The sequence below is a fragment of the Myxococcus dinghuensis genome (assembly GCF_024198235.1).
Lineage (GTDB): Bacteria > Myxococcota > Myxococcia > Myxococcales > Myxococcaceae > Myxococcus > Myxococcus dinghuensis.
Genome location: NZ_JAKCFB010000004.1, coordinates 12382 through 25548, shown reverse-complemented (window position 1 = coordinate 25548; position 13167 = coordinate 12382). Strand labels below are relative to the sequence as shown.

Below are 13167 nucleotides of genomic sequence, written 5' to 3'. Positions count from 1 at the left end.
GAGGCTTGGAAGACTCTGGCCGCCTCAGAAGCAAGGTCCGGGCCCGTCGCAAACGTGCGAAATGGCAAGAGATGCCTGCGAGGCCCTGTAGTCCGTGGCCTACAACAGGCGTGGAACTTGATGGCTCCAGACTGCGATGCGGACGGGCGGGACGCTGGGCCGCGACCGGTCGACTCCCGACGTCGGCGCGAATCCTGGGGGGCTCTTCGGGCTCGATTCCGTCTACTGCCAACAGTTCCCGAGACCTCTTGAATGGTGCTCGACTCGCCACGGCTTCGATCTCCGCGAAGGCGGCGGCATTCGATTCCCATGGGTAGACGAGGCTCATGCCTCGGCTCATCCTTCCTCCCGCGCGGGCTGGGGATGTCGGCAAGCCCACGAGAACGGGCAGGGGGACACGAGATGACTGACGAGACGCTCACGACGGGGTGCTGCATCGTCGGCGGAGGCCCAGCGGGGATGATGCTGGGTTTGCTGCTCGCTCGCGCGGGGGTGGACGTCACGGTGTTGGAGAAGCACTCGGACTTCCTGCGCGACTTCCGGGGCGACACGATTCACCCGTCCACGCTGGAGTTGATGCACGAGCTGGGCTGGCTGGACGAACTGCTCGCCTTGCCCCACACGAAGGCCGCGATGCTGCGGTTCCAGAGCGGCTCGCACGATGTGGTGGTGGGGGACTTCAGCCACCTGCCCACGCATGCGCGGTTCATCGCGTTCATGCCGCAATGGGACCTGCTCGACTTCCTCGTCCGCAAGGCCAGCGCGTATCCAGGCTTCCACCTCCGGAAGTGCGCGGAAGTGACGGAGGTGGTGTTCGAGCGGGGGCGCATCGTCGGCATCAAGGCGCTCACACCCGAGGGGGCGCTGGCGGTGCGCGCCACGCTGGTGGTGGCGGCGGACGGCAGGACGTCCACGGTGCGCCAGCGAGCCGGCATGGAAGTGGAGACGCTGGGCGCCCCGATGGACGTGCTCTGGTTCCGCGTCGCGCGGAAACCAGGGGACCCGACGGATTCGATCGGTCGCTACGAAAAGGGACAGATCTTCATCCTCATCAACCGGGGGGACCAGTGGCAGTGCGGTCGGGTCATCGCGAAGGGCTCCTTCGAGTCGATCAAGCCCCTGGGGCTGGAGTCCTTCCGGGAAGACCTGGCGACGGTGGCGCCGTTCCTCGCGGACCGCACCCGGGAGCTGCGTGATTGGGACGACGTGAAGCTGCTGACGGTGCGGGTGGATCGGCTTCGCACCTGGTATCGCCCGGGTCTGCTGTGCATCGGCGACGCGGCGCACGCGATGTCACCGGTGGGGGGCGTGGGCATCAACCTCGCGGTGCAGGACGCGGTCGCGGCGGCGAACCTCCTCGCGGCACCCCTGCTCGCCGGGCGTGTGACGACCCGAGACCTGCGTCGGGTTCAGGAGCGTCGGGAGTGGCCCATGCGTGTCACCCAGGGCTTGCAGGTGCTCATCCAGAACCGCATCCTGGCCCCCTCGCTGGGACGCCTTTCGTCGAAGCGGAACGGGAAGCTGCCGCTGCCACTGTGGCTCGTCCAGCACGTCCCCCCGTTGCGCCGCGTCCCCGCGAGGCTCGTGGGGCTCGGCATTCGTCCCGAGCATGTCCACACGTCGGAGGCCCCCGTGCACTGAGGCGTCGTGAATCCCAGTCGCGCAGGGTGGCAACTGGGCGAACTCCGCGGCCGGCGCGGGGGCGACGCCGCACGAACTCGGTCATTGCTTCAGCCTGCGGCACGACGCGCTGGCCTGCCTCGTCCGAGAACTTCCGCCGGTGTTGGTGTCCAGCGGGAGCGGGCGGCTCGTGGCGCTTCAACCACGGGCTGGGCGCGTCCTGGCTCCTTCATCAGGTGAGGGGGCGCGGCTCCGTGGCTTGTCGTTCACGTGTCGTGCTCCCCGGCGTGAAGCAGCCCGGGGGCCGGACTCTCCATGGAGGGAGTATCGCTCGCGGAGCAACTGGATGAAGTGGGTCAGTGGCGCAGGGCGCTGGCGGGACGCGCGAGTGACGGCGCTCCAACGGCGCCGGATGCCCCGGGGCGTGAGTCGGAGGGTCCTCAATCCGTGGAGATCGGCTGGCAGCATCCAATCGGGAAGCGCCGTCACCCCGATGCCACCACGCACCAGCTCGACCAGCGCCTCGGTGAGCGGCACGGGGGAGACTCGTTGCGGCTCGATGCCCGAGGGCCAGAGCAAGCGGGTGAAGACATCGAGCTGCTCCCGAGGCGCGGCATAGGTGAGCAGGTGCTCCGACGCCAGGTCCTGTGCCGTGACGTACCCCCGTCGTGTCAACACGTGGGGCTCGGGGACCACCAAGAGGAGCTCGTCATCGAAGAGCGGGGTTCGCGCCAGACGGGCATGCCGAGGGGCGTCCGTGGTCAGCGCGAGGTCCAGCTCGCCATTCAGCAGCGCCCCGAGTGGCTGTCGCGTGGCCTCCAGGACGATGCGCAGCTCGACGCGTGGGTGCGCTGATTGCCACTGCCCCAGGATGGGCGGCAGCCAGCCATAGACGGTGTAACAGCCCGTGCTGAGCCGGAGCAGGTCGTCCTGCGGATGCCCGCGGCAGACCGCCTCGGCCTGGGCGACCTCGTTCAGGACCTTCCTCGCGGAGAGCAGCAGCTTCTCGCCCGCGCCGGTCAGGAGCAGGCGGCGCTGTCGGCGCTGGAAGAGCTGCACGCCCAGTCGCTCCTCTGCGTCGCGGAGTTGGTGGCTCAGCGCCGAGGACGTGAGGTGCAGCTTCATGCTCGCGGCGGCCAGACTCCCAGTGTCGGAAATCGCGGCGATCAGCTTGAAGTGACGGAGCTCGAGCATGGGGAGCCAGCTTCACATGAACAGGGTTCAGCATCATCTCGAAATCGTTTCGCTGCACTCATCAATCGAGGCTCCTTAACGTTGGCGCCCCACTACACGGAGGGCGGACGGATGCCCCACCCAGACAATTGGCCGAGGACGCAGCACCCTGTCGTATCCCCATGGTCGTTCGTGCACGTCGACGACATCGAACCGGTCGTCGTCGGCCCCGGCTGCCTTCGGAGGGCCTTGCCGAGTACGCCTGACGTGCGGGTCTGGGTCGTGGACATGGCCCCTGGGAGTCGGTGGCCCTCCGTCGACGTCCATGACACCGGCGAGGCGGTCCTCGTGGTGAGCGGCGAGCTCATCGAGGGGGAACAACGACTGGGCCCGGGGTCGTATCTGTTCTTCTCACCCACGAGCCAGCATCAGCCGCGGACCGAGATTGGCGTGCGCCTCTTCGGCATCAATCCTGTGGCCTCCTCGGTGGGGCGGTGAGCCCGATGGCGCCCTCGAGTGTGGAACGTCGGACCCTGTTGGCGCGGCCCCGGTTGACCGGCCGGCGGGACTTCCTTCGTGCGGCGGTGGCGCTCGGCGCGGGGGCGGTGTGGGTGCCCCCTGGCACGAGCCGCGCGTCTCCGCCTGTCGACAGCGCCGCGCTTCGCGCACAGCGGATGGCCTGGGCCGGTGTCCGGTTGAAACTCGGTCAGGACACGCTCTTCCTCGACCCGCTGACCGACCCCACCGTGTGGGGAGATGCGTTGAAGGACCCGCTCATCCCGCTGGATGTGAGTGGGGGGAACCGCTTCGTCCTGGTGACGCATCGACACTCCGACCACTTCGACCGGTTGGCTGTCCGTCAGGTGCTGGGCGATACGGGGACGCTGGTGTGCTCGCCGGACATGGCCACGCTGGCCGCGGCTGCGGGCTTCCGTGTACGGCCCGCACCGCTCTATGAGCCTCTCCTCCTGAACGATTTCACCGTCACCGCCGTCCCCGCGGCGGACGGCTATGGGGATCCCCAGGTTTCGTGGGTCGTCTCCGGCGGAGGTCGCCGCATCATCCACTGCGGCGACACGTTGTGGCACGGGGCCTGGTGGCACATCGGGCGACAGTTCGGTCCCTTCGATGCGGCCTTCCTGCCCATCAACGGGGCGCGCTTCGGTTGGCGCAAGCCCGCGAGCGAAATGCATGCCGTCCTGACCCCGGAGCAGGCGGTGGCCGCGGCGGTCGTGCTGGGGGCGAAGCTGCTCGTGCCCATCCACTACGGCGTCGTGTCGACGGAGGACTATCAGGAGGTGCCGGGAGTGGAAGCGCTACTCCTGGCCACCGCACGCAAGCGGAAGGTCGACGTGGAGTTGGCACGCCCAGGCGAGTGGTTGACCTGGCAGGCCCGATCCTGACTGTGCGAGGTCCGGTCGGGTCGTACCTGGGGGCATGCGCTGCTCGAGGTTGGGACGTGGCACGCCCGCAATGACGTTGGCTTCGTCACCGCTGACGCGTCCAAGGACCCTGCTGACACGTCAAAGGCATGGCACGGTTCCTGAGGTGCGTGTGTTTGTCTTGATTCCTCTCGGGACGGGCGTGCTGGCATGTCTTCTGCTGAGGACTGACGCCGCCGGACACCCATCATCACCACCTACAGGAGGTTCATTCCTATGAAGGTCGTGCAGCCAATCTATGCCGGAGGCAGCTACAGCATCATCCAGACGGTGTATCAGTTGTCTCGGTTCTCCGGTCTGGGTTCGAACCTGGAGGATACGGCCTCCAACATCGCGCAGCAGTTGGGGCCGATCCTCGACGATGCGTTGACGAAGAATGCTCAGCAACTGGGGACGTGGACGCGGGTGTGGGGACCCTGTGTCTATCAGGCCGACAAGGATTGCACCGGCCAATCCAGGGTGTCCAAGGTGGCTGACAACGTCATGTACGCGGCCTACAACGCGCAAGCGGATTGTTATGTCGTGGCCGTTGCCGGCACCAACGGGAACTCGGACACGAAGCACAATTGGTACGACACGGACTGCCTGGACAACAACGTCACGAACACCGTCGGTTTCCCCATGGGTATCACCCCGACGCAGAGCACCAACCCCAGTCAGTCCAACGTGGGGAATGTCTCGGCGGGGGCCGCATTGGGGACCACGAACCTGTTGAACATGGTGGACCCGCGGACGAGTCAATCGCTTCAGGCATTCCTGGGGACGAAGGAGTCTTCCTCGGCGACGCTGATCTTCACGGGGCACAGCCTGGGGGGCTCGCTCTGTCCGACCCTGGCCCGCTGGCTCTATCAGAGCATCTTCGATGTGATGAAGTGGCGCGCGCTCTACGTGCTGCCGACGGCCGCTCCCACGACCGGAGACGCGGGGTTCGTCAAAGCCTTCAGCGCGCTCTTTCCCCAGACGATGATCAACGGCATCGCGAACTATGGCTTCTGGAACCAGGTCATCTGGAACCAGTACGACGTGGTGCCGCACGGTTGGACCAACCTGATGAACGTCCAGCCGGACACCGTGCAGAACGACGTCGTGTGGGACTACGTCAAGGACCAGTCCTGCCAGACACTCTACGGCCCGCTCACCGGCTACAAGGGGCTCGACGCCAACCTCGTCTACGGCGCGATCCAGCAGAATTACCAACTGCTGCCGGATCCGAATCCCTACGTCCGGCTGCCCTCGCAGATGTTCACGCCGTCGCCGCTGCCAGCCCAGCCGAGCAACTTCCTGGACTTCATGAAGACGGTGGGGGAGCAGCACACCACGGCCTACGACTCCTTCTTCGGGGTGTCTCCCACGGCAGCGAAGTCGAAGGTCAGCCTGATGTCCGCCTCGCCGGAGGCCGCCGCGCCCCAGGCGGTGCGCAGCTCGGCATGACGCCGCGAGGAGTAGAGGGGAATGGGCCCTCCCGGATTCGAACCGGGGACCAATCGGTTATGAGCCGACAGCTCTAACCGCTGAGCTAAGGGCCCTCATGCGTGAACCACCCGCGCGCCCGGTTGCATATCGCCGGGCACGCGCCGCTGGCAAGGGGCCGCGGGGGCGGACGGCTCAGCCCGCCGGGCGCCCCCGCTTCGCTCGCGTGGACGGCGGGGGAGGGGGCTGGGCCGCGGGCTTCACCCGGTACGTCTGCCCACGCTGCTCCACCGTGACTCCCTCGGCACGCAGCCTGCGGGCCTGCTCCGCCGCCACCGTGGGCGCCAGCAGGCCCCCGGCGCGCGTCACCCGCCACCACGGCACCTCGCGCCCGGAGGGCAGGGTCGACATCTCCCGCCCCACGCCGCGCGCCGCACCCGGCCGCCCCGCGTAGAGGGCGATCTGCGAATACGAGCGCACCTCGCCGCGTGGGATGGAGCGCACCGCGCGCCACACCGCCTCCGTGAACGGCGGCTTCGTCTTCGCCTCGGGAGCTGGCTTCGTCTTCTTCGCGCGCGGAGGGGCCACGGGCTGGACTGTAGAAACACGAAGGCCCCCGGTCCATGGAGGAGCGGGGGCCTTTGGGCCGTCACGGCGTGGCGACGGGCGTCAGCTCTCCACGAAGGAGCGCAGGCGCTTGGAGCGGCTCGGGTGACGCAGCTTGCGCAGCGCCTTGGCCTCAATCTGACGGATGCGCTCGCGCGTCACCTCGAAGTCCTGGCCCACCTCTTCCAGCGTGTGGTCGGACTTCTCGCCGATGCCGAAGCGCATGCGCAGCACCTTCTCCTCGCGCGGGGTGAGCGTGGCGAGCACCTTCCGCGTCTGCTCGGCCAGGTTCATGTTGATGACCGCGTCCGCCGGCGACACGAGGCTCTTGTCCTCGATGAAGTCGCCCAGGTGGCTGTCCTCCTCCTCGCCGATGGGCGTCTCGAGGGAGATGGGCTCCTTGGCGATCTTCAGGACCTTGCGCACCTTGTCGAGCGGCAGCTCCATCTTCTCCGCGATCTCCTCGGGCGTCGGCTCGCGGCCAATCTCCTGCACGAGGTAGCGGCTGGTGCGGATGAGCTTGTTGATGGTCTCGATCATGTGCACCGGGATGCGGATGGTGCGGGCCTGGTCCGCGATGGCGCGGGTGATGGCCTGACGGATCCACCAGGTGGCGTAGGTCGAGAACTTGTAGCCGCGCTTGTACTCGAACTTGTCCACCGCCTTCATCAGGCCGATGTTGCCCTCCTGGATGAGGTCCAGGAACTGCAGGCCGCGGTTCGTGTACTTCTTCGCGATGGAGACCACGAGGCGCAGGTTCGCCTCCACCAGCTCGCTCTTGGCGCGCTCGGCGCGCTTCTCGCCCAGGCGGATGGCGTCGTAGTTGCGGCGCAGCGCCTCGACGGGGAGGTTGGCCTCCTCCTCGACCTTCTTGATCTTCCGCACCGCCGTGCGCACGTCGCGGTCCAGGACCTCGAGCTGCTCGGGCGTGAGGTTGAGCTGCTTCTGGAGCTTCTTGCCGATGTTCGGGTTCTCGCGCGACTCCTTGAGCTGCGGGCGCAGCTCCTTCATGGAGATGCCGTAGCGGCGCTCCAGGTCACGCAGCTCGTCCTCGGCCTTGTCGACGCGCTCGATGAGGGACTTCAGGTTCAGGACGATGCGGTCCACCTGCTTCTTGTTCAGCCGCATCTCCTCCAGGACCTCCATCATCTTGGTCCGGAGGTCCTTCATCTCCTGCTTCAGTTCCTTCTTGCGGACCTCGGTCAGCTTCTTCTTCGAGGCCAGCTCCTCCTCGAGGACCTCACAGTCCTTGGCGAACTTGCGGAAGCGCTCGATCTGCTTGCAGATCTGCTCGATCTTGTTGAGCTCGCTCTGGGCCAGCTGCGCCGGGGCCTCGCCCTCGCCGGCCTCCTCAGGCGCCTCGTCGCCGCCCTCGGACTGGGCCTCTTCCGGCGCGTCCTTGATGACGTCGCGCACGCGCAGCTTGGCGGACTTCAGCCGGTTGCCGATGTCGAGGATCTCCTCCACCGCCACCTTGCACGCCAGCAGCGCCCGGAGGACCTCCTTCTCGCCCTCCTCGATGCGCTTGGCGATCTCCACCTCGCCCTCGCGCGTGAGCAGGCTGACGCTGCCCATCTTGCGCAGGTACAGGCGCACCGGGTCGTTCGACTTGCCGCCCGGCTCGTCGTCCTCGTCCTTCTCGTCCTCGTCGACGTCTTCCTTCTCCTCCTCGACGGTGACGGTGGGCTTGATCTCGTTGTTCTGGGCGGCCTTCTGCGCGTCGACGATCTCGATGTCGTTGTCGCCGAACATGCTCATCACGTCGTCGATCTGATCGGACGACACGATGTCGGCGGGCAGCGCGTCATTCACCTCGTCGTAGGTGAGGAAGCCCTTCTCGCGGCCAGCGGCCAGCAGGTCCTTGACCTCCTTGCGCTCGGCGACCGGATCCTCCTCGACGTCGTCCTCGACGGCGTCCGGATCCACCTCGACGGCGGCGGCGGCCTCTTCCGCGGCCTCCTCGGGATCCACGTCCTCGGCGACAGCGGCCACGCCCTTCTTCTTCTTGGTCTTCTCGACGGCCTCGGCCACGACCTCCTTCGCGGAGACCTCCTCCGTCTCCTCCGCGCCCGCCTTCACCCCAGCGCCCTTCGCCGCGGGACTGTCCGGAGCCTTCTTCTTGCGGATCACCGGATCCACCTTCTTCTTGGTGGGCTTCACGGACGCCTTCGAGGGCTTCTGCGTCGGCATTCGGGTACTTCTCCTTAAGAAATTCAGGGGCTTGAGGCCTGGGGCGAGCCGGCCGATCTACCGCAAAGTCAGGGTTTCTTACAAACGCGAACTCAAACCGGTTGCATGGGCGCCTTTGTTCCCGCGCCAGAGGGCCGTAGCTCCTCCAGGACACGCTTCTTGAGCGCCAGCAGTTCCACGCGCTCCGCGAGCAGCTGTCGCGTCTCCTCCGTCAGGTCGAACGCCCCGGGCGTCTGTTCCGTCGCGCGCTTTATATATGTGAGGCGTTCGTCGATCCGCCGCACCATGATTTCCCGACAGATGGCGCTGAAGGCCTGCTCCAGCTCCTGGCCTTCCGCGGGGAGCTGACGCCAGGCGGTCTCGATGGCGCGCTTGATTCCCTCGGAGGCCTCGAAGAGGGCGTCCTGGGTGCCCTGGCCGGACGTGGCGTGCGCGAGCGCCATGCGCAGCCCCATGTGGGACAGCTCGTCACATACACGGAAGACGTCCCGGGAGAGGAGCTGCGGGTCGCGCAGCACGGTGGCCACGTAGAGCGCCTCCATGGGCGGAGGTGGCTTCTCGTCGGGCGGGCGAGCGGGCGTGTGGGGCGCGGGGCCGTGGGCCGCCGGCGCGGGCTTGGGGGGAACCTTGCTGCGCAAAGCAGCCTCGACGTCCGCGGGGCGCCAGCCGAAGTGGTCGGAGAGGGCGGCGAAGAGGGTGGAGCGCACGAGGCCCACGGGGACCTGCGCCGCCACGGGCTTGAGCCGCTCCAGTGCCGCCATCTTCTCCTCGAAGCTCGCCGACTTCCCTTGGGGGAGCAGGGTGGCGAACAGGTGGGTGGTGAGCGGGTGAGCGTCCTCGAGCAGCTTCTCCACGCCGGCCGCTCCTTCACGACGCGCGAACGTGTCCGGATCATCCCCTTGGGGGAGCAGCGCCACCCGGGCGGTCGCTCCGGCGGCGAGCAGGGGCCCGGCGAGCCGCTCGATGGCGGCGAGGCCCGCCGAGTCCCCGTCCAGCAGGAGGACGAGCTCCCGGGCCTCTCCGCGCTTGAGCACCTGCATGTGGCCCGCGGTGAGGTTGGTGGAGCACAGCGCCACCGCGTGGCGCACGCCCACCTGGTGCAGGCCGATGCAGTCGAAGTAGCCCTCGACCAGGACGGCGGCCTTGCGCTTGCGCACCTCGTCGCGCGCCAGGTCCATGCCGAAGAGGGTGTCGCTCTTGTTGTAGAGCCGCGACTCGCGCGAGTTGAGGTACTTGGGGCCTTCCTCCGCGCCCACCAGCCGGCCACCGAAGGCGATGGGGCGGCCCTCCGGCGCGCGGATGGGCACCATCAGCCGGCTGCGGAAGAAGTCGAAGCAGCCGTCGCCGCTGTTGCGCTTGAGGACGAGCCCGGCCTTCATCGCCCACTCGAGCATGCCCGTCTTCTGGCAGCGCTCGGCCAGGAGGCTCCAGGCGTTGGGGGCCCAGCCCAGGCCGAAGGCCTGCGCCGTCTCCTCGGAGACGCCCCGGCTGGCGATGTACGCCCGGGCGGCGCGGCCCTCGTCCTGGTGCCAGAGCAGCGAGCGGAAGTGCTCGGCGGCCAGGTCCGTGGCGTCCTTGATCTGCTGGCGCTCGCGCATGCCCGGGTCCTGCTGCGCCTCCAGGTCGATGCCCAGCTCGCGGGCCAGGTCCCGCACCGCGTCGAGGAACGTCTTGCCCAGGTAGCGCTGGACGAAGGACACCGCGTCGCCGCTCGCCCGGCAGCCGTGGCAGAAATAGAAGCGCTTCTCCGGCACCACGTAGAAGGACGGCGTCTTCTCCTGGTGGAACGGACAGCGTCCCTTCCACTCGCGCCCGGCCTTCTTCAGCTCCACGTGGCGGGAGATGAGGCCCACCAGGTCCACGCGCTCGAGGACTTCCTGGATCTTGTGCTCCGGGATCACGGTCGCCACCCCTCGTCCCGCCCCCAGGCGGGGTTCGACCCGGCATCCTGACAGCCGAGCCTGACGTCGGACGCCCGGCGCCCGACCCGCAGCATCACCTGACCCTGGCGGGTGGCGGACGGGCGGGGCGGTGGGGCGTTCGTCGTGGGGGACACGGTGGGGGCTCCTGCGGCCCGTGCGGCGCGCTCCCGGAAGGGAGGGCGCCCCGAGGGCTGGCCCTGGCACTTAATGACGGGGGGCCGGGGGAGCAAGTTTCCGCTCGACCCGAGGCCACCCACCCACACCGGGGCTCCGTACCTTGTCGGAGGCCCCGGGCGCGGGTGGGAGCAACGACGGCGGGGTCAGCCGAGCTTCGCCAGCTGCGCCTTGACGGCCTCGGAGATGGCGCGACCCTCGGCCTTGCCCTGGAGCTTGGGCGAGAGGTTCTTCATCACGGCGCCCATGTCCTTGGGGCTCTTGGCACCCACCTCGGCGATGGCGGCCTGGACCTCGGCGGCCAGCTCGTCGGCGGTGAGCTGCTTGGGCAGGTAGTTCTGGAGGACGGAGATCTCCGCCTCTTCCTTCTCCGCCATGTCGGCGCGGCCACCGGCCTTGAACTGGTCGATGGAGTCGCGGCGCTGCTTGATGAGGCCGCCGATGACGGTCAGCACGCCGCCGTCGTCCAGGGCGGAGGCGCCGGGCTCCACTTCCTTGTACTTGATGGCGCTCTTGAGCATCCGCAGCACGCTGGTGCTCAGCTCGTTCTTGGACCGCATCGCGTCCTTCAGGTCCGCGTCGATCCGCTCCTTGAGGGTGGCCATGGGCGACTCCGTATTCGATTGGCGGTGCTTCGGGGGGACTGGACGGCGGGAACCAGGGCGCCTGACCGACCAACGGCGCCCCGGTCCTCACGACACCGGCCTCGCGACTAGAACGACTTGCGGGCCTTCTTCACCGCGCGCTTCTTGGCGGCGAGGGCCTTCTTCTTCCGCTTCACGGAAGGCTTCTCGTAGTGCTCGCGCTTGCGGATCTCGGAAAGGATTCCGGCCTTTTCAGTGGCCTTCTTGAAGCGCTTGAGGGCGCTCTCAATGGACTCTCCCTCCTTCACTCGGATACCGGGCATGCGTTCACCTCCTTCCGCCATGCGTAGATGTGTGCTGACCGCTTAGGGGGAGCGGGTATGTCCCAGCGGCGGGCAAAACGCAAGGACGCCGGACGGAAAAGCGGGGTGGGATTGAACTAGAGTGTCCGCTTCGTGAGCCCTGCGTTTCTCCTCATGGTGTTGCTGGCGGCCGGACCGCGCGCGAGCACCGGCACGACCGAGTGCTGGAACTCCTGCCAGCGGCACGTCGCGGAGCGCGGCCAGCGGGCCCGTGTGTGTGGAAGCTGCCTGTCAGGCGGGCGCGTGGACTCCTGGGTGGGTTCGCTGGCCCAGTTGCGCCCGCCGCCGCGCGACGCGCTGCTCTCCGCGCGGAAGGACCCCGACTGGCGGGTGCGGTGGGCCGCGGTGCGCGTGGACGCCCGGAGCCGGGGCATCTCCGAACGGCGGTTGTTGGCCGAGTGGGTGGCGAGCACGCCCCCGTCGGCGGATCTGGACGCGTGCCTCACGGCGGCGCGGGTGGCGGCGGAGTCGCAGCAGTCGTCCGCGAACTTCCTGCGGGACGCGGGCGCGCGGGGCGCGGACGCCGCGGCGCGGGTGTGGGCGCGGCGCGAGGCCATCCGTCAGGCATTGGAGCTGGAGCTGTACTCGGAGGACGTGGGCGCGCGGGGGCCGGCGCTCACCCACCTCTCGAGCTTCCTGGGCCGCAAGCCGGCGCGGGTGCTGCTGGACGCCATGGGCGCGCGACCGGAGACGTCGGATGCGATTGGCGCGGCGGCGCTGATGTCGGTGGCCTCGCGGCAGCGCACGTCGGTGGGGCGGCTGCTGCTGGAGGACGCGAGGCCCGCGGACGAGGCGCGCATCAACCGCCTCTTCGCGGTGTATTCGCGGGAGCTGGAGACGCTCCAGCCGGAGCTGACGGCCGCGGAGGCGCGGCGGCGGGACGCGGCGGTGCTGTCGCTGGGCGTCTACGGCCCCCTGGCGCGCAAGGAGCTGGAGCGCGCGCTGCAGGACCCGGACGCGAAGGTGCGCCAGTCGGCGGCGCGCCGGCTGGCGGAGGCGGAGGGTGTGTCCCTCGCCGCCGCGGCCGAGCGGAGCCTGGAGCGGCGCGACGCGGCCCTGTCCCGCCCCTGGCTGGAGGCGATGGCGCGGGAGAAGGGCTGCGCCGTGTTCCTCATGGGGGTCGTGGGGGACACGCTCCAGCCGGCCGAGGTGCGGGGTCAGGCGCTGGAGGCGCTCGCCGACTGCCGCGAGAGCGAGCAGATCCGGGTGGAGCGGTTGATGCCCTACCTGCGCGACGCGCGGCCGGAGCTGCGCGCGGGGGCGGTGCGGGTGATGGGGGCCTTGTCGGTGCGCCGGCCGGAGGTGCTGGACGCGACGTCCCGCGCCCTGGAGGACCCGGCGCCGGAGGTGGTGGCCGCCGCGCTGGAGGTGGTGGCCGGTCAGCGCCAGTCCACCCGCGGCGACACGGCCGCGGAGCTGCTCGGGTCGGACCACCCCGTCGTCCGGGCCGCCGCGGCGCGCGCGCTGGAGGTCGTGGGCAAGGCGGCGCACGTGAAGGTGCTTGCCTCGTGCCTGCGGGAGGATCCGGTGGCGGACGTGCGCGTGGCCGCCGCGCTCGCGCTGGGGCGGCTGGGCGGGCCCCACGCGGCGGCGGCGCTCTCCGACGCGGTGGCCCGCGACGCGGACACCCACGTCCAGCACGTGTCCCGCGAGGGGCTGCGGCGGCTGGGCTTCAGGCTGTGAC

General features: G+C 68.9%; 11 protein-coding genes and 1 tRNA gene. 5 read left to right on the top strand and 7 right to left on the bottom strand.

Annotated features, from left to right (window positions below; translation table 11 throughout):
• Positions 1-402 precede the first annotated feature (402 nt).
• Positions 403-1641, top strand: a complete 1239-nt coding sequence (locus tag LZ198_RS07155; RefSeq protein WP_253971132.1) for an FAD-dependent oxidoreductase — start codon at positions 403-405, stop codon at positions 1639-1641.
• A gap of 177 nt (positions 1642-1818) precedes the next feature.
• Here LZ198_RS07155 and LZ198_RS07150 read toward each other — a convergent pair whose 3' ends face one another.
• Positions 1819-2814, bottom strand: coding sequence for a LysR substrate-binding domain-containing protein (locus tag LZ198_RS07150; protein WP_253971131.1), 996 nt, complete (start codon positions 2812-2814; stop codon positions 1819-1821).
• Between the two features lie 111 nt (positions 2815-2925).
• Here LZ198_RS07150 and LZ198_RS43620 point away from each other — a divergent pair, with 111 nt between their 5' ends.
• The 3 genes from LZ198_RS43620 (at position 2926) to LZ198_RS07135 (ending at position 5666) form a co-directional block, all read left to right on the top strand.
• Positions 2926-3291: a cupin domain-containing protein gene (locus LZ198_RS43620; RefSeq protein WP_256559340.1), complete on the top strand. Its 366-nt coding sequence runs from the start codon at positions 2926-2928 to the stop codon at positions 3289-3291.
• Positions 3292-3311: 20 nt separating this feature from the next.
• Positions 3312-4196 (top strand): MBL fold metallo-hydrolase, encoded by an 885-nt coding sequence (locus LZ198_RS07140; protein WP_253971129.1) that lies wholly within the window; start codon positions 3312-3314, stop codon positions 4194-4196.
• A 264-nt stretch (positions 4197-4460) separates the two neighbouring features.
• Positions 4461-5666 (top strand): lipase family protein, encoded by a 1206-nt coding sequence (locus LZ198_RS07135; RefSeq protein ID WP_253971128.1) that lies wholly within the window; start codon positions 4461-4463, stop codon positions 5664-5666.
• Between the two features lie 22 nt (positions 5667-5688).
• Here the strand turns inward: LZ198_RS07135 and LZ198_RS07130 are convergent.
• The 6 genes from LZ198_RS07130 to rpsU all read right to left on the bottom strand — a co-directional run bounded on the left by LZ198_RS07130 (position 5689) and on the right by rpsU (position 11444).
• A tRNA-Ile gene (locus LZ198_RS07130) sits at positions 5689-5761 on the bottom strand.
• Positions 5762-5840: 79 nt separating this feature from the next.
• Positions 5841-6233 carry an MGMT family protein gene (locus tag LZ198_RS07125; protein WP_253971127.1) on the bottom strand — a complete coding sequence of 131 codons (393 nt, stop codon included), beginning with the start codon at positions 6231-6233 and terminating at the stop codon, positions 5841-5843.
• Positions 6234-6314: 81 nt separating this feature from the next.
• Positions 6315-8441 (bottom strand): RNA polymerase sigma factor RpoD, encoded by a 2127-nt coding sequence (gene rpoD, locus LZ198_RS07120; protein WP_253971126.1) that lies wholly within the window; start codon positions 8439-8441, stop codon positions 6315-6317.
• Between the two features lie 92 nt (positions 8442-8533).
• Positions 8534-10342 (bottom strand): DNA primase, encoded by a 1809-nt coding sequence (gene dnaG / locus LZ198_RS07115; protein ID WP_253971460.1) that lies wholly within the window; start codon positions 10340-10342, stop codon positions 8534-8536.
• A gap of 341 nt (positions 10343-10683) precedes the next feature.
• On the bottom strand, positions 10684-11142 hold the full coding sequence (locus LZ198_RS07110; protein ID WP_253971125.1) for a GatB/YqeY domain-containing protein: 459 nt from the start codon (positions 11140-11142) through the stop codon (positions 10684-10686).
• A 107-nt stretch (positions 11143-11249) separates the two neighbouring features.
• Positions 11250-11444 (bottom strand): 30S ribosomal protein S21, encoded by a 195-nt coding sequence (gene rpsU / locus LZ198_RS07105; protein ID WP_002614080.1) that lies wholly within the window; start codon positions 11442-11444, stop codon positions 11250-11252.
• A gap of 153 nt (positions 11445-11597) precedes the next feature.
• On the opposite strand from rpsU, the gene LZ198_RS07100 reads away from it, so the two are divergent.
• Positions 11598-13166 (top strand): HEAT repeat domain-containing protein, encoded by a 1569-nt coding sequence (locus tag LZ198_RS07100; protein WP_256559360.1) that lies wholly within the window; start codon positions 11598-11600, stop codon positions 13164-13166.
• The last annotated feature ends 1 nt before the right edge of the window (position 13167 follow it).

Bases quoted from the DNA above. Each gene is read 5' to 3' on its own strand.
- LZ198_RS07155 (WP_253971132.1), top strand. From the start codon at position 403: ATGACTGACGAGACGCTCACGACGGGGTGCTGCATCGTCGGCGGAGGC.
- LZ198_RS07150 (WP_253971131.1), bottom strand. From the start codon at position 2,814: ATGCTCGAGCTCCGTCACTTCAAGCTGATCGCCGCGATTTCCGACACT.
- LZ198_RS43620 (WP_256559340.1), top strand. From the start codon at position 2,926: ATGCCCCACCCAGACAATTGGCCGAGGACGCAGCACCCTGTCGTATCC.
- rpoD (WP_253971126.1), bottom strand. From the start codon at position 8,441: ATGCCGACGCAGAAGCCCTCGAAGGCGTCCGTGAAGCCCACCAAGAAG.
- LZ198_RS07110 (WP_253971125.1), bottom strand. From the start codon at position 11,142: ATGGCCACCCTCAAGGAGCGGATCGACGCGGACCTGAAGGACGCGATG.
- rpsU (WP_002614080.1), bottom strand. From the start codon at position 11,444: ATGCCCGGTATCCGAGTGAAGGAGGGAGAGTCCATTGAGAGCGCCCTC.
- LZ198_RS07100 (WP_256559360.1), top strand. From the start codon at position 11,598: ATGGTGTTGCTGGCGGCCGGACCGCGCGCGAGCACCGGCACGACCGAG.